The 17781-nt window shown below is 72.8% G+C and carries 17 protein-coding genes; 10 read left to right on the top strand and 7 right to left on the bottom strand.

Annotated elements, in window-relative coordinates; translation table 11 throughout:
• Positions 1 to 279 precede the first annotated feature (279 nt).
• On the bottom strand, positions 280 to 879 hold the full coding sequence (locus ACIBSW_RS01420) for a PadR family transcriptional regulator (RefSeq protein ID WP_354719498.1): 600 nt from the start codon (positions 877 to 879) through the stop codon (positions 280 to 282).
• 124 nt (positions 880 to 1003) lie between these two features.
• Between ACIBSW_RS01420 and ACIBSW_RS01415 the strand changes: the two genes are divergently transcribed.
• Positions 1004 to 1843 carry a GNAT family N-acetyltransferase gene (locus ACIBSW_RS01415; protein WP_354719496.1) on the top strand — a complete coding sequence of 280 codons (840 nt, stop codon included), beginning with the start codon at positions 1004 to 1006 and terminating at the stop codon, positions 1841 to 1843.
• Here the strand turns inward: ACIBSW_RS01415 and ACIBSW_RS01410 are convergent.
• Positions 1840 to 2823 carry an LLM class F420-dependent oxidoreductase gene (locus ACIBSW_RS01410; protein WP_354719494.1) on the bottom strand — a complete coding sequence of 328 codons (984 nt, stop codon included), beginning with the start codon at positions 2821 to 2823 and terminating at the stop codon, positions 1840 to 1842. The genes ACIBSW_RS01415 and ACIBSW_RS01410 overlap by 4 nt on opposite strands.
• A 112-nt stretch (positions 2824 to 2935) precedes the next feature.
• On the opposite strand from ACIBSW_RS01410, the gene ACIBSW_RS01405 reads away from it, so the two are divergent.
• Genes ACIBSW_RS01405 through ACIBSW_RS01395 form a run of 3 tightly spaced genes read left to right on the top strand, consistent with a single transcriptional unit; the run spans position 2936 to position 6478 of the window.
• Positions 2936 to 3748 (top strand): ATP-binding cassette domain-containing protein, encoded by an 813-nt coding sequence (locus ACIBSW_RS01405; RefSeq protein ID WP_354719493.1) that lies wholly within the window; start codon positions 2936 to 2938, stop codon positions 3746 to 3748.
• Entirely contained in the window at positions 3745 to 5889 is a 2145-nt protein-coding gene (locus ACIBSW_RS01400) for a YhgE/Pip domain-containing protein (RefSeq protein WP_354719491.1), read from the top strand. The genes ACIBSW_RS01405 and ACIBSW_RS01400 overlap by 4 nt, the downstream gene beginning before the upstream one ends.
• 4 nt (positions 5890 to 5893) lie before the next feature.
• Positions 5894 to 6478 (top strand): TetR family transcriptional regulator, encoded by a 585-nt coding sequence (locus tag ACIBSW_RS01395; protein WP_354719489.1) that lies wholly within the window; start codon positions 5894 to 5896, stop codon positions 6476 to 6478.
• Positions 6479 to 6482: 4 nt separating this feature from the next.
• Here ACIBSW_RS01395 and ACIBSW_RS01390 read toward each other — a convergent pair whose 3' ends face one another.
• From ACIBSW_RS01390 to ACIBSW_RS01375, 4 genes are read right to left on the bottom strand one after another with little or no spacing between them, the layout of a single operon-like run.
• A complete protein-coding gene (locus tag ACIBSW_RS01390) occupies positions 6483 to 7550 on the bottom strand; it encodes an ABC transporter permease (RefSeq protein WP_354719487.1) in 1068 nt (355 codons plus the stop codon).
• Positions 7547 to 8440 carry an ATP-binding cassette domain-containing protein gene (locus ACIBSW_RS01385; RefSeq protein ID WP_354719485.1) on the bottom strand — a complete coding sequence of 298 codons (894 nt, stop codon included), beginning with the start codon at positions 8438 to 8440 and terminating at the stop codon, positions 7547 to 7549. The genes ACIBSW_RS01390 and ACIBSW_RS01385 overlap by 4 nt, the downstream gene beginning before the upstream one ends.
• Positions 8394 to 9122, bottom strand: coding sequence for a DUF998 domain-containing protein (locus ACIBSW_RS01380; protein WP_354719483.1), 729 nt, complete (start codon positions 9120 to 9122; stop codon positions 8394 to 8396). The genes ACIBSW_RS01385 and ACIBSW_RS01380 overlap by 47 nt, the downstream gene beginning before the upstream one ends.
• A gap of 48 nt (positions 9123 to 9170) precedes the next feature.
• A complete protein-coding gene (locus ACIBSW_RS01375; RefSeq protein WP_354719481.1) occupies positions 9171 to 9569 on the bottom strand; it encodes a MerR family transcriptional regulator in 399 nt (132 codons plus the stop codon).
• Positions 9570 to 10255: 686 nt separating this feature from the next.
• Between ACIBSW_RS01375 and ACIBSW_RS01370 the strand changes: the two genes are divergently transcribed.
• The 6 genes from ACIBSW_RS01370 to ACIBSW_RS01345 all read left to right on the top strand — a co-directional run bounded on the left by ACIBSW_RS01370 (position 10256) and on the right by ACIBSW_RS01345 (position 17130).
• On the top strand, positions 10256 to 11779 hold the full coding sequence (locus tag ACIBSW_RS01370) for an amino acid permease (protein ID WP_354719479.1): 1524 nt from the start codon (positions 10256 to 10258) through the stop codon (positions 11777 to 11779).
• A gap of 71 nt (positions 11780 to 11850) precedes the next feature.
• Positions 11851 to 13197: a glutamine synthetase family protein gene (locus ACIBSW_RS01365; RefSeq protein ID WP_354719478.1), complete on the top strand. Its 1347-nt coding sequence runs from the start codon at positions 11851 to 11853 to the stop codon at positions 13195 to 13197.
• A gap of 36 nt (positions 13198 to 13233) precedes the next feature.
• A complete protein-coding gene (locus ACIBSW_RS01360) occupies positions 13234 to 14595 on the top strand; it encodes an aldehyde dehydrogenase family protein (protein ID WP_354719476.1) in 1362 nt (453 codons plus the stop codon).
• 10 nt (positions 14596 to 14605) lie between these two features.
• A complete protein-coding gene (locus ACIBSW_RS01355) occupies positions 14606 to 15370 on the top strand; it encodes a 3-oxoacyl-ACP reductase (RefSeq protein ID WP_354719474.1) in 765 nt (254 codons plus the stop codon).
• Positions 15371 to 15622: 252 nt separating this feature from the next.
• Positions 15623 to 16309, top strand: a complete 687-nt coding sequence (locus tag ACIBSW_RS01350) for a gamma-glutamyl-gamma-aminobutyrate hydrolase family protein (protein WP_354719473.1) — start codon at positions 15623 to 15625, stop codon at positions 16307 to 16309.
• Positions 16310 to 16368: 59 nt separating this feature from the next.
• Positions 16369 to 17130, top strand: a complete 762-nt coding sequence (locus ACIBSW_RS01345) for a gamma-glutamyl-gamma-aminobutyrate hydrolase family protein (RefSeq protein ID WP_354719471.1) — start codon at positions 16369 to 16371, stop codon at positions 17128 to 17130.
• Between the two features lie 11 nt (positions 17131 to 17141).
• Here ACIBSW_RS01345 and ACIBSW_RS01340 read toward each other — a convergent pair whose 3' ends face one another.
• Positions 17142 to 17714: an HD domain-containing protein gene (locus tag ACIBSW_RS01340; RefSeq protein ID WP_354719469.1), complete on the bottom strand. Its 573-nt coding sequence runs from the start codon at positions 17712 to 17714 to the stop codon at positions 17142 to 17144.
• Positions 17715 to 17781 lie beyond the last annotated feature (67 nt).

Here is a 17781-nt window from a genome sequence, read left to right as displayed (position 1 = left end):
CCGCTGGTTGAGTCGGTGGGTTGCTCTGGGGGTTCGGCCGGCCCGCGGGGTGGGCCGGCCGGGTCGCTCCGGGGTTCAAAGCAGTGAGGTGGCGGCGCGTCGCCCGGCCCGGGCATCCGTTGCGGCGTGGCGCGGGATGGCCGGGGCGGGCGGTGGCACGTAGACGCCCGGTTCTGGTGTGCGGGTGGGCGACGGTGTTGCGGTTGTGGTGGCCCTCGCGCCGTACTGAAGAAGGCGCCGGACCAATGACGAGGCCTGGACCACGACTGTGAAGAACCTTCACTCGCCGTCGGCGAGGACGGCGTAGAGCTTGCGCTTGGTCTCGTTCAGAATTTCCAACGCCCGCTGCCTCTGCTCCGGGGTGCCGTTGAAGCCCACCTGGCGGAGTGCGTCCATGATGCCGATCGCCGCGTCGCGGAAGTCCTGCACCTGGGACATCGTGTCGTTGCTGAACTGGTTCCACGGCGGGTTCTCCGCCGCGGCGATGGCTTCCGCGCGGCCGGTCTCGGTGAGCGTGAAGCGCTTGCGGCCGCCGGTGACCTCGGCCTCGATGAGGCCCTCGTCCTCGAGCAGCTGCAGGGTCGGGTAGACCGAGCCCGGGCTCGGGCGCCAGATGCCGCCGGTGCGGCTCTCCAGCTCCTGGATCATCTCGTAGCCGTGCATGGGCCGCTCGAGCAGCAGCGCGAGCAGGGCCGGCCGGACGTTGGGGCGGCTGCCGCGGCCGCCGCGGCGGTGACCGTGCCCGCCCGGGCCGCCGGCGCCGAAGCCACCGAATCCGCCGAAGCCACCGGGTCCGCCCGGGCCGAAGGGGAAGCCGGGCGGGAAGCCGAACCCGCGACCGCGGCCCTCGTGCATGTCGCGCATGTGTCGATACCTCATGAGCTTCTCCGATCTGTTGGCGATAGTTAGACGATATATCGGCAACATGTCGCCCGCAAGGCTTTCTATTCTTCGCCGGGGCGGGTGGGGCGTGTGACGGCCGTCATCTGGCAATCTGGTAGCTGTGCTGACGGTGCCCATTCGCCAACTCGGGGAGCCCGAGCGGGCGGCGGTCGAGTGGATCCTCGACCAAGACCCGTACGCCGGTGCCCAGATCGCCGAGCGTGTGGCGGCACATGGGCTGAACTGGTGGCGCTCCGACGGCCGGATATACGGCTACGGGACCGGCCGCCGGGTCGAGTCCGTGTGCTGGTCGGGCGCGCATCTCGTGCCGGTGTGCGCGACGCCAGCGGCGGTGGCCGCCTACGCCGACCTGCTCGGCGCCGAGCCGCGGATCTGTTCGTCGATCATCGGGCGCGCGGACGCGGTGCTCGAGCTCTGGGACCGGCTCGGCGGGCACTGGGGGCCGGCGCGCGACGTGCGGCCGCACCAGCCGTTGCTGGTCGCCGACCGCGAGGCGCCGATCGCCCCGGATCCGCAGGTGCGCCTGGTGAAGCTCGGCGAGGTCGACCAGCTCTTCCCGGCGGCGGTGGCGATGTACACCGAGGAGGTCGGCGTCTCGCCGCTGCTCGACGACGGCGGCCGGGGCTACCGGCGGCGGATCGCCGACCTGGTGCGCGCCAAGCGTGCCTACGCGCGGTTCGTCGGCGACCGGGTCGTCTTCAAGGCCGAGCTGGCGATCGTCACCCGGCGGACCACGCAGGTGCAGGGCGTCTGGGTCGACCCGGAGTACCGCGGCCGTGGGCTGGCCGCGGGCGCGATGGCCGCGGTGGTCCGGGACGCGCTGCGCCGCGTCGCGCCGACCGTGAGCCTGTACGTGAACGACTACAACACCCCGGCGCGCCGGGTCTACGCGCGTTGCGGCTTCGTGCCGAACGGCAGCTTCGCCACGGTGCTCTTCTAGCCGCGGCCGAGCTTGGTGAGCAGCTGGGCCAGTGTTGCCGGGTCGGCCTTCTCGAGCTCCGGGGTCGGGACCAGGGCCATCACCGGGACCTTGACGCCGGCCTCCGCGTAGGTGGCCACGTGGTCGCGGCACTCCTCGGGCGAGCCGTGCACGATCAGCTCGTCGACCACCTCGTCCGGGATCGCCGCCAGCGCGCCCCGGCGGTCGCCCGCCGCCCAGGCCGTCCACATCGCACCCAGCCCCGCCTCGCGCCCCAGCCAGCGGTGGAACTCCGCGTAGGCCGGCACGGTCAGGTAGGCCGCGATCATCCGGCGGCCGACGGTGCGCGCGTAGTCGGCGTCCCGGGTCGGGCAGACGAAGATGCGCGCGACCACGTCGAAGCCGGGCCGGTCCGATTTCGCCTCGGTCAGCGCCCGGGACACGTCGGTGGCGGCCAGCCAGTTCAGGATCACGCCGTCGGCCTCGGCCGCCGCCAGCCGGAGCATGCCGGGCCGCAGCGCCGCGAGCAGCAGCGCCGGCGGCAGGGCCGGCGGCCGCTCGAGCCGGAAGCGGCGCACCCGGAACGTCTCGAACTCCCGGTCGACCAGCTCGCCGGCCAGGGCGGCGCGCAGGAAGCGCAGCATGTCGCGGCTGCGGGCGAACGGCCTGGTGAATTCGGCGGCGTTCCAGTCGCCGACCACGACCGGTGAGGACGCGCCGATGCCCAGCTGGAAGCGGCCGGGCGCGGCCTCGGCCAGCGCGGCGGCGGTCATCGCCAGCAGCCCGGGGCCGCGGGTGAAGACCGGGGTGATCGCCGTGCCGAGCCGCACCCGGGGCTGCCACGCGGCCGCGAGCGTCAGCGGCGTGAAGGCGTCGGTGCCGGCGACCTCGGAGCTCCACAGGTCGGTGAAGCCCGCGTCGGTCAGGGCCGCGAAGACCGCGGCGTGATCGGCCAGCGGAACCCCGCCCAGCGGTACGGTCATGCCCCAGCGCGTCGACATGTCCCGATACTGCCCTGTCTCGGCCGTGAGGTCCACCACGGGTGCGGCCATCGACGGGCGTCTGGCGGTAAGTTTTTGAACTGACCAGTCAGTCTTAAAAGTTGGGTGTCTGATGCCGGTGCTGACCGCGACCGGGGCGGGCGTGCGTCGCCGCCGCCGATGGCTCTTCCGCGACCTCGACGTCACCGCCGAACCGGGCGACATCGTCGCCGTCGTCGGCCCGCCCGGCAGCGGCCGGACGACGGTGCTGCTCGCGCTCGCCCGGCGCTTCCGGTTGTCGGCGGGGAGCGTTGTCGGCTCGGCCGCGCTGGGCTACGTGCCCGAGGTGACCTCGCCCGAGCCGCTGCTGACGGTGCGCGAGCACGTCCGGGAGCGGCTGCTGCTCGTCGGCCGGTCGCCGCGGGAGGCCGCGGCGGTGCCGCTGCTCGGCCTCGACCCGGCGCTGAAGGGCTTCGAGCTCAGCCCCTATCAGCGCCAGGTGCTCGGGCTGGTGCTGGCCCGGCTGGAGAACCCGCGGGCGGTGGCACTGGACGGAGTGGACGAGGGGGTGGACCGGCGGGAGTCGGAGTCGCTCTGGGGCCTGCTCGCCGACGTCGCCGCCGACGGCATCGCGGTCCTGGTGACCGCCCGGGAGGTCGATCCGGCCCGGGTGTCCACATCGGTACGCCTGGGCGGCCCCGCCGACCAGCCACCGGCCGAGAGCGAGCCTGCCGACGCCGAGCCGGCGGACGCCGAGCCGGCCGACGTCGAGGTGGTCGACGCCGAGCTGGTTGAAGCCGAGCCGGTCGAGGCGGAGGTGGTTGATGCGGAGCCGGTCGACGCCGAGCCGGTCGATGCGGACGTGGTCGACGCGGAGCTGGTTGTGGAAGACGAAAACGAAGACGAAAACGAAGACGAGGACGAGCGGGGCGAGGAGAAGTCATGACCAGGTTTTCCAGCGTGCGGCTCGCCGGCTTCGAGCTGCGCCGCTTCTTCCGCGGCCGGCTGCCCGCCGCCGCCCTCGTGGTCGTCGCCGTCATCCCGCTGCTCTACGGCGCGCTCTACCTCTACGCCTTCTGGGACCCCTACGGCCGCCTCAACCACATCCCCGCCGCCCTGGTCGTCGAGGATGTCCAGGCCACCGCGACCGACGGCACCAAGGTCAATGCCGGCCGGGACCTCGCCGACGAGCTGATCGAGCGCGAGGTCTTCGACTGGCAGGTGACCGACGCGCGCGGCGCCGAGGCCGGCCTCGCCGACGGCAGGTACCACCTCGCCCTGCGCATCCCGCGTGACTTCTCCGCCAACCTGACCACCGGGCCCGACGCCGACGCCGTGCCGAGATCCGCGCAGCTCGTCGTCCTCAGCGACGACGCTACGAACTATCTCTCCGGCGTCTTCGCCCGTACCGCCTTCGAGGAGGTGCGGACCGCCGCCGCGAGGAGCGCGCAGGCCGGCTACTTCGACAAGATGCTGATCGGCTTCACCGACCTGCGGGAGCAGACCCAGGAGGCGGCCGACGGCGCCGGGAAGCTCGACGCCGGCCTGACCGACGCGAGCACGGGCGCCGACCGGCTCGAGGGCGGGCTCAACGACGCCAGCCGGGGTGCGGGGCAGCTCTCCGGCGGCCTCGGCAGCGCCGCGCGCGGCGCGGGCGACCTCGCCGACGGGCTGGCCACGCTGCAATCCGGCGCGGCGCAGCTCGCCTCGGGCACCCGGCAGGCCGCCGCCGGCGGCAAGCGGCTGGCGACCGCGGTCGACACCGCAGCGGACCGGATCGAGCCGATGCTGCGCAACAACGCCAAGCGCATCGAGGACGCCGCGAACAAGGCCGCGGACGGCGCCGACCTGCTGGCCCGCAACGTCGGCAAGCTGAGCTCCGCCGCCGACGACGCGGTGGAGCGCGCCGAGCGGCTCCAGGCGTACCTGGACGGCCTGCCCGACGACACCGCCGGGATCGGCGAGGCCCGCGCGACCGCCGGTGAGCTGGTCGCCGCCGCGCGGCGGGTGCAGTCCACGATCCGCGCCGCCGACCTGGACGGCCTCAGCGAGCGCCTGCACGACGTCGCCGTGACGGCCCGCAAGGTCGCCGACGCCGCACCGCGCCTGGCCGACGACGTCGCCGCCGCCCGCAAGAACATCGACGATCTGGCCACCGGCCTCGGCAAGCTCGCGACGGGCGCGCAGCGGCTGAACGACGGCACCGCCGACGCCGCGGCCGGCGCGACCGACCTGCGCGGCGGCATCTACCAGCTGGCCTCCGGCGCACGCCACCTCGACGGCGGGCTCGACCGGCTGTCCGCCGGGGGCCACCGGCTCGCCTCGGGCCTCGGCGACCTGCAGGGCGGCGCCGCCGAGCTGGCCTCCGGGCTGTCGGACGGCGCGGAGCAGATCCCCGGGTACGGCGAGGACACCGCGGACCGGGCGGAGGCGCTGAGCGAGCCGGTCGGTCTCGACCGGACGGTGCGCCACCCGGCCGCCACCTATGGCGTCGGCTTCGCGCCGTACTTCCTGGCCCTGGCCCTGTGGGTCGGCGCGATGATCAGCTTCATGGTGTTGCGGCCGCTGAACCGGCGCTACATCGTCTCGGCCGCACCCGCGTACCGGGTCGCCCTGGCCGGCCTGCTGCCGGCGGTCGCGGTCGGGCTGGCGCAGGCCGTGCTGCTCTTCGCGGTGGTGGTGTTCGGGCTCGGCCTGAGCCCGGTGAACCCGATCGCCACCCTCGGCCTCATGATGCTGACCGCCACCGCGTTCGCCGCGATCATGCAGCTGCTCGGCGCCGCGCTCGGCCCGGCCGGCCGGGTCGTCGCGCTGGCCCTGCTGATGTTGCAGCTGACCTCCTCGGGCGGCACCTATCCGGTGCAGACCTCGCCGGCCTTCTTCCAGGCGGTCCACCCGGCGCTGCCGATGACGTACGTCGTCGAGGCCCTCCGGCACGCGATCGACGGCGGCCCGGCCGGTACGGTGAGCAAGGGCGCGCTGGTGCTGCTCTGCTTCGCCCTCGGCGCGCTGGCCCTGACCGTCGCGGTCGCCGGCCGGGCCCGCCGCCTGACCCCGTCCGCCCTGCACCCGGAGCTGGTGATCTGACAACGTGGACGGCAGGACCCGCAGGCGCGAGGACACCCGGCAGCGCCTGTTCGAGGCGGCGGTCGAGCTGATCGCGGAGCAGGGCTTCTCGGCGACGACGGTCGACGACATCGCCCTGCGGGCCAAGGTCGCCAAGGGCACCGTCTACTACAACTTCGCCTCGAAGACGGCGCTCTTCGAGGAGCTGCTCCGGCACGGCATCGGCCTGCTGACCGAGGACTTCCGCGCCGCGGTCAAGGGCCTGCCGCCCCGGGACGCGGTCGCGGCGCTGGTCCGGGCGCAGCTCGAGTACATCCGCCGGTACCGGTCGTTCGCGCAGCTGCTGCTCTCGGAGATGTGGCGCACCAACCGGGAGTGGCAGCAGACGCTGGTGCTGCTGCGGGAGGAGGCGATCGGGACCATCGCGGAGACCGTCCGGGCCGGCGTCGACTCCGGGGACCTGCCGGCCGACCTCGACGTCCGGGTGGCCGCGTCGGCGCTGTTCGGGGTCGGCCTGGTGGTGGCGGTCGACTGGCTGGTGTTCCAGCCGGACCGCCCGATCGAGGACGTCGAGCGCTCCCTGCTCGGCCTCGTCCGCCGGGTCGGCTGACCTCTCATCCCGCCGCGGACCCTCCGCGCCAGGCCGTCGCCAGGGACGTACGCCCGTTGGTGCGCAGCAGCGAACCCTCGTAGATGCGGGCACCGACGGCGAGCAGACCGACCGTCGAGATCGCGAGGACGACCAGCGACGCGATCGGCTCCCAGGCCGCGGCCTCGCCGTTGAACAGCCGGACCGGCATCGCGATCGGCGCCGAGAACGGTATGTACGACAGCACCGTCATCGCCACGGGGTTGTCCTGCAGGAAGATCACCGCGAAGAACGGGCCCATCACCGCGATCTGCAGCGGCGCGGACGCGCCGTTGATGTCCTCCTGGCGCGCCGCGAGGGCGCCGACGCCGGCCCAGAGCGTGGCCAGCATCACGAAGCCGAGCATGAAGAACGGCAGGAACCAGGCGACCGCCGGCCCGACCGCCCCGATCACGTCGGTGCCCAGCCCGGCGATCCGCATTCCGGCGAGCGCGACGAGGGCGATCAGCGCGATCTGGCCGAACGCCAGCAGCGTCATCGCCGCGACCTTCCCGCCCAGCAGGGCGCGGACCGGCACGCTGGCGACGAGGATCTCGACGATCCGGGTCTGCTTCTCCTCGGTCACGCTCATCGCGATCTGCAGCCCGAAGGTGAACGAGGTCATGAAGAAGATGAAGGCCAGCGCGAACGGCACGGCGAAGGCGAGGAACGGATCGACGGCTTCCGGGTCGAGCAACCGCACCGGCGGCGCCGTGCTCAGCGCGCCGACGACCTCCCGCGGCGCCTCGTCGAGGGCGAGCACCGCCGGCCCGGCGACCACCGCGGCCTCGACGTCGCCGTCGCGCACCAGCCGTTCCGCCTCGGCGTCGCCGGCGACCTCGCGGACCTCCAGGCCGGCGGCCCGCAGCGCCGCGGCGGCGGTCCGGTCGGCGACCGCGACGCTCGGCGGCCCGCCGTCGAGCAGGGCCGGCAACACCGTGGTGGCCACGGCGATCAGCAGGAAGAACACCGTGCTGAAGATGAAGGTCTTGTCCCGGAGCCGAACCCGCACCTCCCGGGCCGCGACCAGCTTGGCGGCGGCGACTGTGGTCACTGGTGCACCTCCCGGAAGATCTCGGCCAGCGACGGCGCGACCGGGTTGAAGGATCGGACCGGGCCGCGGGTCAGCGCGGACCGCAGGATCTCCTGATCGTCCGCGCCGGGCGCGAGCTCGAAGACGGCGCGCGGACCGTCGAGATCGATCAGCGTGACCCCGCCGTGCTCGCGCAGCCAGCCCGCGTCCGTGTCCACCTCGAGCGCGAACCGGGGGAGTGCGTGGCCGGCGCGCAGCTCCGCTCGGCTGCCGGCCGCCCGGATGGCGCCGTCGGTGACGATCACGAGGTCGTCGCAGAGTCGCTCGACGAGGTCGAGCTGGTGGCTGGAGAACAGCACCGGCACACCGGCGGACGCCCGCTCGCGGAGCACGGCGACGACCACGTCCACGGCGAGCGGGTCGAGGCCGGAGAAGGGCTCGTCCAGGATCAGGACCTCGGGGTCGTGCACCAGCGCGGCGGCGATCTGCACCCGCTGCTGGTTGCCGAGCGAGAGCTTCTCGATCTGCTCGCCGGCCCGGTCGCCGAGGCCGAGGCGTTCGAGCAGCTCGGTGGTGCCGCGCCGGGCCGCGGCGGCGGTCATGCCGTGCAGTCGGCCCAGGTAGACGACCTGGTCGGCGGCGGTCATCTTCGGGTACAGGCCGCGCTCCTCCGGCATGTAGCCGAAGCGCTGCCGCAGCTCGCGGGTCAGCGCGGTGCCCCGCCAGGTCACCTCGCCCGCATCGGCCGCGAGCACGCCGAGGATGATGCGCATCGTCGTGGTCTTGCCGGCGCCGTTCGCGCCGACGAAGCCGGTCATCCGCCCGGCCCGTACGTCGAACGTGACATCCCGCAGCACCCGGCGGTCACCGAAGCTGCGACTGACGGCCTCCACCTTCAGCACGTTGGTCATGGTCCAACGCTAGGCCGGATCCGTCGACGGCGCCTCGCGCCGTCAGCACGGCGGTGCCGACGACCCAGCCGACGCCGACGAGCACGACGAGCCGTTCCAGGGCGGCGCCCGCCGGTACGCGCCCGGCCAGCACCATGACCGCGCCGAGGGCGGCGCCGAGCGGCACGATCAGCGCCGCCGCGGCGGCGGCGAGTCGGCGGACCGCGGGGCGCAGGGCCGGGCTGAGCGCGACCGTGACCATCGCGCCGACCACCAGCAGCGCCGCGACGATGGTGGCCGCCGCGTGCACCACGTCGCCGGCGGTCGTCGGCTCGAAGGGCGGCAGCGGGCAACCGCCGCTGCAGGGCACGGCGCCGGAGGTCGCGGCGAAGGCCGCGGCGCCGCCGAGCAGCTGCGCGACGAGCCGGGACCGCCGCCGCAGGGCGAGGCCGAGGAGCCCGGCGCCGGCGGCGAGCAGGACCAGCCCGAAGCGGTACGGCGTGGCGAGCGGCAGCCCGGGCGTGCCGGCCTCGCTGATGTAACCCAGCAGCCACGATCCGGGCGCGGCGACCAGGGCGAACAGCATGATCAGTAAGCCGGCGAGGCTCGCGCATCCGGCGACCGCCGCGACCGCGGAGCCGTCCGGCCCGCGCTCGGCCGTCGGCGGCTCGAGCCACGCGGCGGGAACGGTGCGGTGCGGCATGCGTACAACGCTAACGCCGAGGCCGGGGCGGCCCGGCCGGCGGGTCGATCACGGCGCCGAGGGGGAGCGTTCCTGGCGGGGCGACGGGTAGTAGCTGGTCGTCGCGATGTCCGGGTGGGTCTGCGTCGGCAGGCCGGCGTCGTCGTCGGGGGTGAGGGTGCCGCCGAGGGCGACGATGCGGCGGTGCGCCGCCGCCAGCCGGTCCTCGAGCATCACGATGCGGCACGCCGCGGTCAGCAGGATGCCCTCGTCGAGGAGCTGCCGGACCCGGACGGCCAGCTGCAGCTGGTGCCGGGAGTACCTGCGGTGCCCGCCGAGGGAGCGCTCCGGCTCGATCAGGCCGGCCGCGCCCAGGCTGCGCAGGAAGGCCGGCGTCACGCCGATGATGTCGGCGGCGCGACCCATCGTGTACGCCGGGAAGTCGGCGTCGTCGAACGCGGTACCCATGCTTCCTTTCGTCAACGCCGGGACATAGTCCAGGGCCCCGGCGGGTTACCGGGGCCCTGGCTGTTCAATTCTGCGGCCGACCGTCGTCGGCGCCGTCCATCCGCCTGCGTGCCGCTAGCGGACGGGCTGAGTGATGGGCATCGGCTGCGATCACCTCTTGTCGGGTCGGGGACGTTGCGATTACGCGTTGCTGCGGTATCTCGTCCTCCTTAACCAACTCAGCGTCCTTGCCAGTTGCGTGTCGGCTGTGCGTTGCCGACCTCCCTCATGTTAGGCCGGGCACCTGCGAATTTCTAGCCTCGCCGCTGTAGATTTTTAGGGCGAATGGGGCGGCGACGCGGGGCGGGCGCATGGCGCAGCGCGATGCCGCGTCGAGAGAGAGGTGACCGCGCCCCGCGTCGCCGCGGGTGTGGGGCGCCGGAGGCGCCCCGGGTGTTCGCCGAGCCTGCCGAGGGCCCGGCCGCTGCGCGCAGCGGTCAGAACACCGGCAGGGCCGCGCGGGAGGTCTGGCGGGATGAGCCGCGCTCCGCGTTTCGATGCCCTGACATGTGTACGAGTGTGCGGGTTGCTCCTCGCGCCCGGCAACTGAATTAACACTGTGCATTGACGGCCGTAACGCTCCGGGTAGATCATCACCGAACAGCAGTGGCCCAGGTCACAGCTGCCCCTCGGTCAAGGGAGTCGCAATGAGCGTTAACCCTGCACCCAGCACCGACGAAGAACGGCTCGCCCAGCTCGGCTACCAGCAGGAACTGCACCGCCGACTGTCCGGCTTCTCCAACTTCGCGGTCTCCTTCTCGATCATTTCCATTCTGGCCGGTGCCATCACGTCGTACGGCATCGCGATGACCGCGGGCGGGCCACTGGCCATCACCCTCGGCTGGCTCTTCATCGGCATCATGGTCACGTTCGTGGCGCTCGCGATGGCGGAGGTCTGCTCCGCCTATCCGACCGCCGGCGCCCTCTACTGGTGGGCGGCCGCGCTCGCCAGGAAGAACAAGGCCGCCTGGGCCTGGTTCATCGGTTGGTTCAACTTCCTCGGCGAGGTGGCCGTCACCGCGGCCATCGACTTCGGCGCGGCCATCACCACCTCGGCGTTCCTCAGCCTGACCTTCGACATGGAGGTCACCAAGGCCCGCACCTTCGTGATCTTCCTGATCATCATCCTGGTGCACGGCCTGCTGAACACGTTCGGCGTGAGCCTGGTCCGGGTGCTCTCCGACGTCAGCGCCTGGTGGCACCTGATCGGCGTCGCGATCATCGTGGTGATGCTCACCGTGCTGCCCGACCAGCACAAGCCGATCTCCGAGGTGTTCTTCGAGGTACGCAACGAGACCGGCTTCACGTTCGCCGGCGCCGGTGTCTACGCCGTCCTGATCGGACTGCTGATGGCCCAGTACACGTACACCGGCTACGACGCCTCCGCGCACGTGGCGGAGGAGACCCACGACGCGGCGCGGGCGGCTCCCCGGGGCATCGTGCTCTCCGTGGTGGTTTCGGTGGTCGCCGGATTCGTCCTGCTCGTCGCCATCACCTGGTCGATCCAGGACTACGAGACCGCGCGGACCACCGCGCTCGGCCTGCCGCCCGCACAGATCTTCATCGACGCGGTCGGGCACAACTCGGGCACGTTCCTGCTCTTCATCTGCATGGTGGCGCAGTGGTTCTGCGGCATGGCGTCGGTCACCGCGAACTCGCGGATGGCGTACGCGTTCTCCCGCGACGGCGCGCTGCCGGGCTCCTCGATCTGGAAGAAGGTGAACCCCCGTACCGGCACCCCGACGAACTCGATCTGGCTCTGCGTGGCGTGCTCCTCGCTGCTGGTGCTGCCGTCGCTGTGGAACACCACCGCCTACCTGGCGGCCACCTCCATCGCGGTCATCGGCCTCTACATCGCCTACGTCGGTCCCGTGCTGCTGCGCCGGATGAATCCGGACTTCCAGCCCGGGCCGTGGAGCCTCGGCAAGTGGAGCGCGCCGGTCGGCTGGATCGCGATCGTCTGGGTCGTCGTCATCTGCGTCCTGTTCGTCCTGCCGACGGCCAGCCCGATCACGGCGGCCACGTTCAACTACACGATCGTCGCCGTGGCGATCGTGGTCGGCGCGGCCACCGCCTGGTGGTTCGCCGGCGCCCGGAAGTGGTTCACCGGCCCGAGGTCGAACCTGATCGAGAAAGCCGCGCACGGGGAGCCGACCCTGCCGACGGAGTGATTCAGTAGTGGGGGCCGGGCGAGTCCGCCCGGCCCCCGTACCGTCGGCCTCCAGCGAATAGGACTTCTTCCATGGAACTAGAGGACCTGGACGTCGCCGTCTCGAACGGCAGCATCGACACCGTCCTGCTCGCGCTCACCGACATGCAGGGGCGGCTCCAGGGCAAGCGGCTGCACGGCCGCTTCTTCATGGACGAGGTCGTCGCGGGCGGCAGCGAGGGCTGCAACTACCTGCTCGCGGTCGACGTCGACATGAACACGGTCGACGGATACGCGATGTCGTCGTGGAGCAGCGGTTACGGCGACTTCGTCATGCGGCCCGACTTCGCCACGCTGCGCCGGGTGCCGTGGCAGCCCGGCACGGCCATGGTCCTCGCGGACCTTGAGACCACCGGCGGCGAGGCCGTCTACGCCTCGCCCCGGCAGATCCTGCGCCGGCAGCTCGACCGGCTCGCCGAGCACGGCCTGACCGCGTACGCGGGCACCGAGCTCGAGTTCGTCCTCTTCAAGGACAGCTACGAGCAGGCCTTCAACCGCAACTACCGCCAGCTCACCCCGGCGAACCAGTACAACGTGGACTATTCGCTGCTCGGCACCGCCCGGGTCGAGCCGCTGCTGCGCCGCATCCGTAACGAGATGTACGGCGCCGGCCTCGTGCCGGAGAGCGCCAAGGGCGAGTGCAACTTCGGCCAGCACGAGATCGCCTTCCGCTACGCGGACGCGCTGACCTGCGCCGACAACCACGTCGTCTACAAGAACGGCGCCAAGGAGATCGCCGCGCAGGAGGGCATGGCGCTCAGTTTCATGGCCAAGCCCAACGAGCGCGAGGGCAACTCCTGCCACATCCACTTCTCGCTGCGCGGCGCCGACGGCCGCTCGGCGATGCTCGGCGACGGTCCGGCCCACCTGAGCGTCACCGGGCAGCGGGTCGTGGCCGGCCTGCTCGCCACCATGCGCGAGTTCAGCCTGCTCTTCGCGCCGAACATCAACTCCTACAAGCGCTACCAGCCGGGCTCGTTCGCGCCGACCGCGCTGCGCTGGGGCGTCGACAACCGCACCTGCGCGCTGCGGATGGCCGGGCACGGTCAGGGCATGCGGGTGGAGAACCGGGTGCCCGGCGGCGACGTGAATCCGTACCTGGCGATCGCCGCGCTGGTCGCGGGCGCGGTGCACGGGCTCGAGCACGAGCTGGAGCTCGAGGAGGAGTTCCGGGGCAACGCGTACGAGGACGCCGCCGCGCCGCGGGTGCCCGGCACGCTGCGCGACGCCCTCGAGCTGTGGGACCTGAGCCCGGTCGCGGCGGACGCGTTCGGCGCCGACGTGGTCGCCCACTACACGAACATGGCGCGGGTCGAGGTGGCCGCGTTCGACGCCGCGGTCACCGACTGGGAGCTCCGCCGTGGCTTCGAGCGCCTGTGACCCGCGGCGTGTGATGATCATCGGGGGAGGTGGCCTGTGGACGGCACAGTGGTGATCAATCCGGCGACCGGCGCGGCGTTGCAGACCGTACCGTCGAACGGCCCCGACGAGACCGACGCCGCGATCGAGAGGGCACACCGCGCCTTCCTCACCTGGCGCCAGGTCGCGCCGGGTGACCGGGCGCGCCTGCTGCGGCGCTTCGCCGCGGTGGTCGACGCGCACCTCGATCAGCTGGCCGGGCTCGAGGTGCGCAACTCGGGCCACACCGTCGGCAACGCCCGCTGGGAGGCGGGCAACGTCCGCGACGTGCTCGACTTCTACGCCGGCGCGCCGGAGCGGCTGTCCGGGCGGCAGATTCCGGTGGCCGGCGGCCTCGACGTCACGTTCCACGAGCCGCTCGGCGTGGTCGGCATCATCGTGCCGTGGAACTTCCCGATGCCGATCGCCGGCTGGGGCTTCGCGCCCGCGCTCGCCGCGGGCAACACCGTGGTGCTCAAGCCGGCCGAGCTGACCCCGCTGACCGCGATCCGCCTCGGTGAGCTGGCGCTCGAGGCCGGCCTGCCCGAGGACGTCTTCACGGTGCTGCCCGGCAAGGGCCGGGTGGTCGGGCAGCGCTTCGTCACGCACCCCCTGGTGCGCAAGGTCTGCTTCACCGGCTCGACCCCGGTCGGAAAGTCGATCATGGCCGGCTGCGCCGACCAGGTGAAGCGGGTGACCCTCGAGCTGGGCGGCAAGAGCGCCAACATCGTGTTCGCCGACGCCGATCTCGAACGCGCGGCCGCGAGCGCGCCGGCGAGCGTCTTCGACAACGCGGGCCAGGACTGCTGCGCCCGGTCCCGGCTGCTCGTGCAGGACTCGGTCTACGAGCGCTTCCTCGGGCTGCTCGAGCCGGCGGTCAAGGCGTTCCGGGTCTCCGACCCGGCGCTGGAGACGGCCGAGATGGGCCCGCTGATCTCCGCCGAGCAGCGCGCGACGGTGGCCTCCTACACCGACGGCGCCGACGTCGCGTTCGCCGGCACGGCGCCGGACGGCGACGGCTGGTGGTTCCCGCCGACCGTGCTGCTGGCCCACTCGACCGCCGACCCGCACTGGCGCGAGGAGGTGTTCGGGCCGGTGCTCTCGGTGTTGCCGTTCCGCGACGAGGCCGAGGCGGTCCGGCTCGCCAACGACACCGAGTACGGCCTCTCCGGCTCGATCTGGACCCGTGACCTGGGCCGGGCGCTGCGCGTCTCGCGGGGCGTCGAGGCCGGGAACCTCAGCGTCAACTCGCACTCGTCGGTGCGCTACTGGACGCCGTTCGGTGGCATGAAGCAGTCCGGCCTCGGCCGCGAGCTGGGCCCCGACGCGCTGCTGTCGTTCACCGACGTCAAGAACGTCTTCATCTCGACGGACAGCTGAGAGGACCTTCGTGGAACGTTTGCAGGATCGGGTCGCCGTCATCACCGGCGCCGGCAGCGGCATCGGGCTGGCCACCGCGCGGCGCTTCGCGGCCGAGGGGGCCAGGGTCGTGTGCGTCGACATCTCGGCGGACGCCGGCAAGGCCGCGGCCGAGGAGGTGGGCGGCGAGTTCGTCGCCTGCGACGTCAGCGACGAGGAGGCGGTCCGGGCGCTCTTCGACGGGGTGGCCGAGCGGCACGGGCGGGTCGACATCGCCTTCAACAACGCCGGCATCTCGCCCCCGGACGACGACTCGATCCTGGTCACCGGCCTGGACGCGTGGGAGCGCGTGCTGCGGGTCAACACCACGAGCGTCTTCTTCTGCTGCAAGTACGCGATCCCGCACATGCAGCGCCAGGGCAAGGGATCGATCATCAACACCGCGTCGTTCGTGGCGCTGCTCGGCGCGGCGACGTCGCAGATCGCGTACACGGCCAGCAAGGGCGGGGTGCTCGCGATGACCCGGGAGCTGGGCGTGCAGTTCGCCCGGGAGGGCATCCGGATCAACGCGCTCTGCCCCGGCCCGGTCGCGACGCCGCTGCTGATGGAGCTCTTCGCCAAGGACCCCGAGCGCGCGGCGCGGCGCCTGGTGCACGTGCCGATGGGCCGGTTCGCGGAGCCCGCGGAGATCGCGGCGGCGGTGGCGTTCCTGGCCAGCGACGACGCGTCCTTCATGACCGCCTCGCAGTTCGTCGTCGACGGCGGCATCACCGGCGCCTATGTGACACCGCTGTAACGGTTTAGCGGGCGGCGACACGGGGAACGCACCCGGTACGCCCGGCTGATACCCGGGCGTAGGGGCCGTATCTCCGCCTATGCACGCTGCAATCGCTGCACTGGCGGTCGGAGGGCCCGGTCGCGGCGTTCGTCCTCCGGGACGGGCGCCGTGCACCCGGTACCCGAGCGGGGCGCAGTCGCGGCCGGTCCGGCGCCCGGGTCATCCACTCGGGCGACCTGATCCATAACCGGACCTGGATACCGTGGAAACATGCGACCCGTCATCGGCATCACCACCTATGTGGAGCCCGCTACCTGGGGCGTCTGGCATGAGCTGCCCACCACCCTGGTGCCGCACGACTATGACGCCGCCGTGACCCAGGCCGGCGGCCGGGCCGTCCTGCTCCCGCCCGACGACCTCGACGCCGACGTGCTGCGGGTGCTCGACGGGCTGGTGCTCAGCGGCGGCGCCGACCTCGCCCCCGAGCTGTACGGCGCCGAGCCGGGCCCGCAGACCATCTCCCGGCCGGAACGGGACGCGGGTGAGCTGCTGCTCGCCCGCGCCGCGCTGGACCGCGACCTGCCCATCCTCGGGGTCTGCCGGGGCATGCAGCTGCTGACGGTCGCCGCGGGCGGCACGCTGCACCAGCACCTGCCGGACGTGCTCGGGCACGAGCGGCACCGCCCCGCGCCGGGCGTCTACGGGATGCACGAGGCCCGGTTCACCGAGGGCAGCCGGATCGCCGGCCTGATGGGCGAGGACACCCGGGTGCACTGCTTCCACCACCAGGGCGTCGACGATCCGGGCTCGCTGACGATCACCGGCCGGGCCGAGGACGGCACCCCGGAGGCGGTCGAGGATCCGTCGCGGAGCTTCGTGCTGGGCGTGCAGTGGCACCCGGAGGTGACGCGCGACAAACGGCTGTTCGGCGCCCTGGTGGCCGCCGCCGGGGGCTAAGGAACGGCCGGGGACGGCCGATACGCAGGTTTTAGCAGGCAGAGGAGGATCACAGGAAGATGCGCAGGCCCCTGATCGGATTGACCGCGTACGCCCAGCAGGCGACGTACGGCGCCCACGACCAGCTGGTCGGGATGCTGCCGATGTCCTACGTCAAGGCGGTACACGCCACCGGCGGCCGCGCGGTCCTGATCACGCCTGACGATCCCGGCACCGACGTGCTCGAGTCGCTCGACGGCATCGTCTTCGCCGGCGGCGGCGACGTCGACCCGGCCAACTGGGGCGCCGAGCCGCACCCCGCCACCGAGTCCGACCCGGTCCGCGACGCCTCCGAGCTGATGCTGATGCGCGCCGCGCTCGACGCCGACCTGCCCGTGCTCGGCGTCTGCCGGGGCCTGCAGGTGATGGCCGTGGCCACCGGCGGCTCCCTGCACCAGCACCTGCCCGACCTGGTCGGCCACGAGCGGCACCGGGCCGCGCCGGGCACCGACCCGCTCGCCGCCGACGCCTCGGACTTCGGGCGCCACGACGTGGTGCTCCGGCCCGGCTCGGCCGCCCGTGCGCTGCTCGGCGCGCGGCTGACCGTGAACTCGTTCCACCACCAGGCCGTGGACGACCCGGGCGGCTTCACCGTGGTCGGCCGGTGCCCGGACGACCGGGTCGTGGAGATCATCGAACACCGCGACCGGTACTTCGCCCTCGGCGTGCAGTGGCACCCCGAGCGCACCGCCGACCTGCGCGTCTTCGCGGCCCTGGCCGAGGCCGCGGCCGGCCGGGCCGGCTTGAGCGGGACCGGGGCCGGGACCGCGATCGCGGCCTGACCGGTTCGGGATCAGGCCGCTATCGGGTACGACACCTGGAAGGCGAGCCGGGCGTCCGCGCCCGCCGCGAGCCGCCGGAGCACGTCGTCCAGCTCCAGGAACGCCTCCCACGGCGCCCCGCCCAGCCGGGCGCACACCAGCTGCTCCAGGTCCTCCACCCGGGCCGCCCGCCACACCTTGTCCGCGAGGCTCACCAGCAGCTCGTCGAGGGTGACGTGCGGGTCGTCCCAGGAGGCGTGGCTGCCGGCGAAGCGCGCGAGGTGCGCCGGCACGCCGTACCGCAGGAGCAGGTCGCGGCCCGCCTCCTCGTGCGCGTGGCCGGGCCCGGACAGCTCCTCGACGTGCACGACCTTGCCGATGTCGTGCGTCGCGGCGCCGAACAGCACCGCCGTGGTGTCGAAATCCAGGTCCGGCCGGCTGCGGCCGAGGGCGTCCGTGAGCGACCACGCCACGTCGTGCACGATCCGCAGGTGTGCGCCCAGCCGCGGCGGGGCGGCCAGCGCACGCAGCAGCTCGGCGGCCGGCCCGGGCAGCGGGCGCAGCGACGACTCGGTCAGGGCGAGATCAAGCAACCGGGATGCCACGGCGCAAGGCTAGCCACGGCTGAAAAGTCCGGCCTGTCGGTGTTACCGTGCCAGGACTTGACGCCGA

It is taken from the genome of Actinoplanes sp. NPDC049668 (genome assembly GCF_044465445.1).
Taxonomy (GTDB): Bacteria; Actinomycetota; Actinomycetes; order Mycobacteriales; family Micromonosporaceae; genus Actinoplanes.
This window is presented reverse-complemented; position numbering and strand designations above follow the sequence as displayed.

What these genes read in the sequence shown, in the direction of transcription:
- ACIBSW_RS01380 (WP_354719483.1), bottom strand. Translation starts at nt 9,122, where the DNA reads ATGCCGCACCGCACCGTTCCCGCCGCGTGGCTCGAGCCGCCGACGGCC.
- ACIBSW_RS01405 (WP_354719493.1), top strand. Translation starts at nt 2,936, where the DNA reads ATGCCGGTGCTGACCGCGACCGGGGCGGGCGTGCGTCGCCGCCGCCGA.
- ACIBSW_RS01370 (WP_354719479.1), top strand. Translation starts at nt 10,256, where the DNA reads ATGAGCGTTAACCCTGCACCCAGCACCGACGAAGAACGGCTCGCCCAG.
- ACIBSW_RS01420 (WP_354719498.1), bottom strand. Translation starts at nt 879, where the DNA reads ATGAGGTATCGACACATGCGCGACATGCACGAGGGCCGCGGTCGCGGG.
- ACIBSW_RS01385 (WP_354719485.1), bottom strand. Translation starts at nt 8,440, where the DNA reads ATGACCAACGTGCTGAAGGTGGAGGCCGTCAGTCGCAGCTTCGGTGAC.
- ACIBSW_RS01410 (WP_354719494.1), bottom strand. Translation starts at nt 2,823, where the DNA reads ATGTCGACGCGCTGGGGCATGACCGTACCGCTGGGCGGGGTTCCGCTG.
- ACIBSW_RS01400 (WP_354719491.1), top strand. Translation starts at nt 3,745, where the DNA reads ATGACCAGGTTTTCCAGCGTGCGGCTCGCCGGCTTCGAGCTGCGCCGC.
- ACIBSW_RS01350 (WP_354719473.1), top strand. Translation starts at nt 15,623, where the DNA reads ATGCGACCCGTCATCGGCATCACCACCTATGTGGAGCCCGCTACCTGG.
- ACIBSW_RS01375 (WP_354719481.1), bottom strand. Translation starts at nt 9,569, where the DNA reads ATGGGTACCGCGTTCGACGACGCCGACTTCCCGGCGTACACGATGGGT.
- ACIBSW_RS01365 (WP_354719478.1), top strand. Translation starts at nt 11,851, where the DNA reads ATGGAACTAGAGGACCTGGACGTCGCCGTCTCGAACGGCAGCATCGAC.
- ACIBSW_RS01345 (WP_354719471.1), top strand. Translation starts at nt 16,369, where the DNA reads ATGCGCAGGCCCCTGATCGGATTGACCGCGTACGCCCAGCAGGCGACG.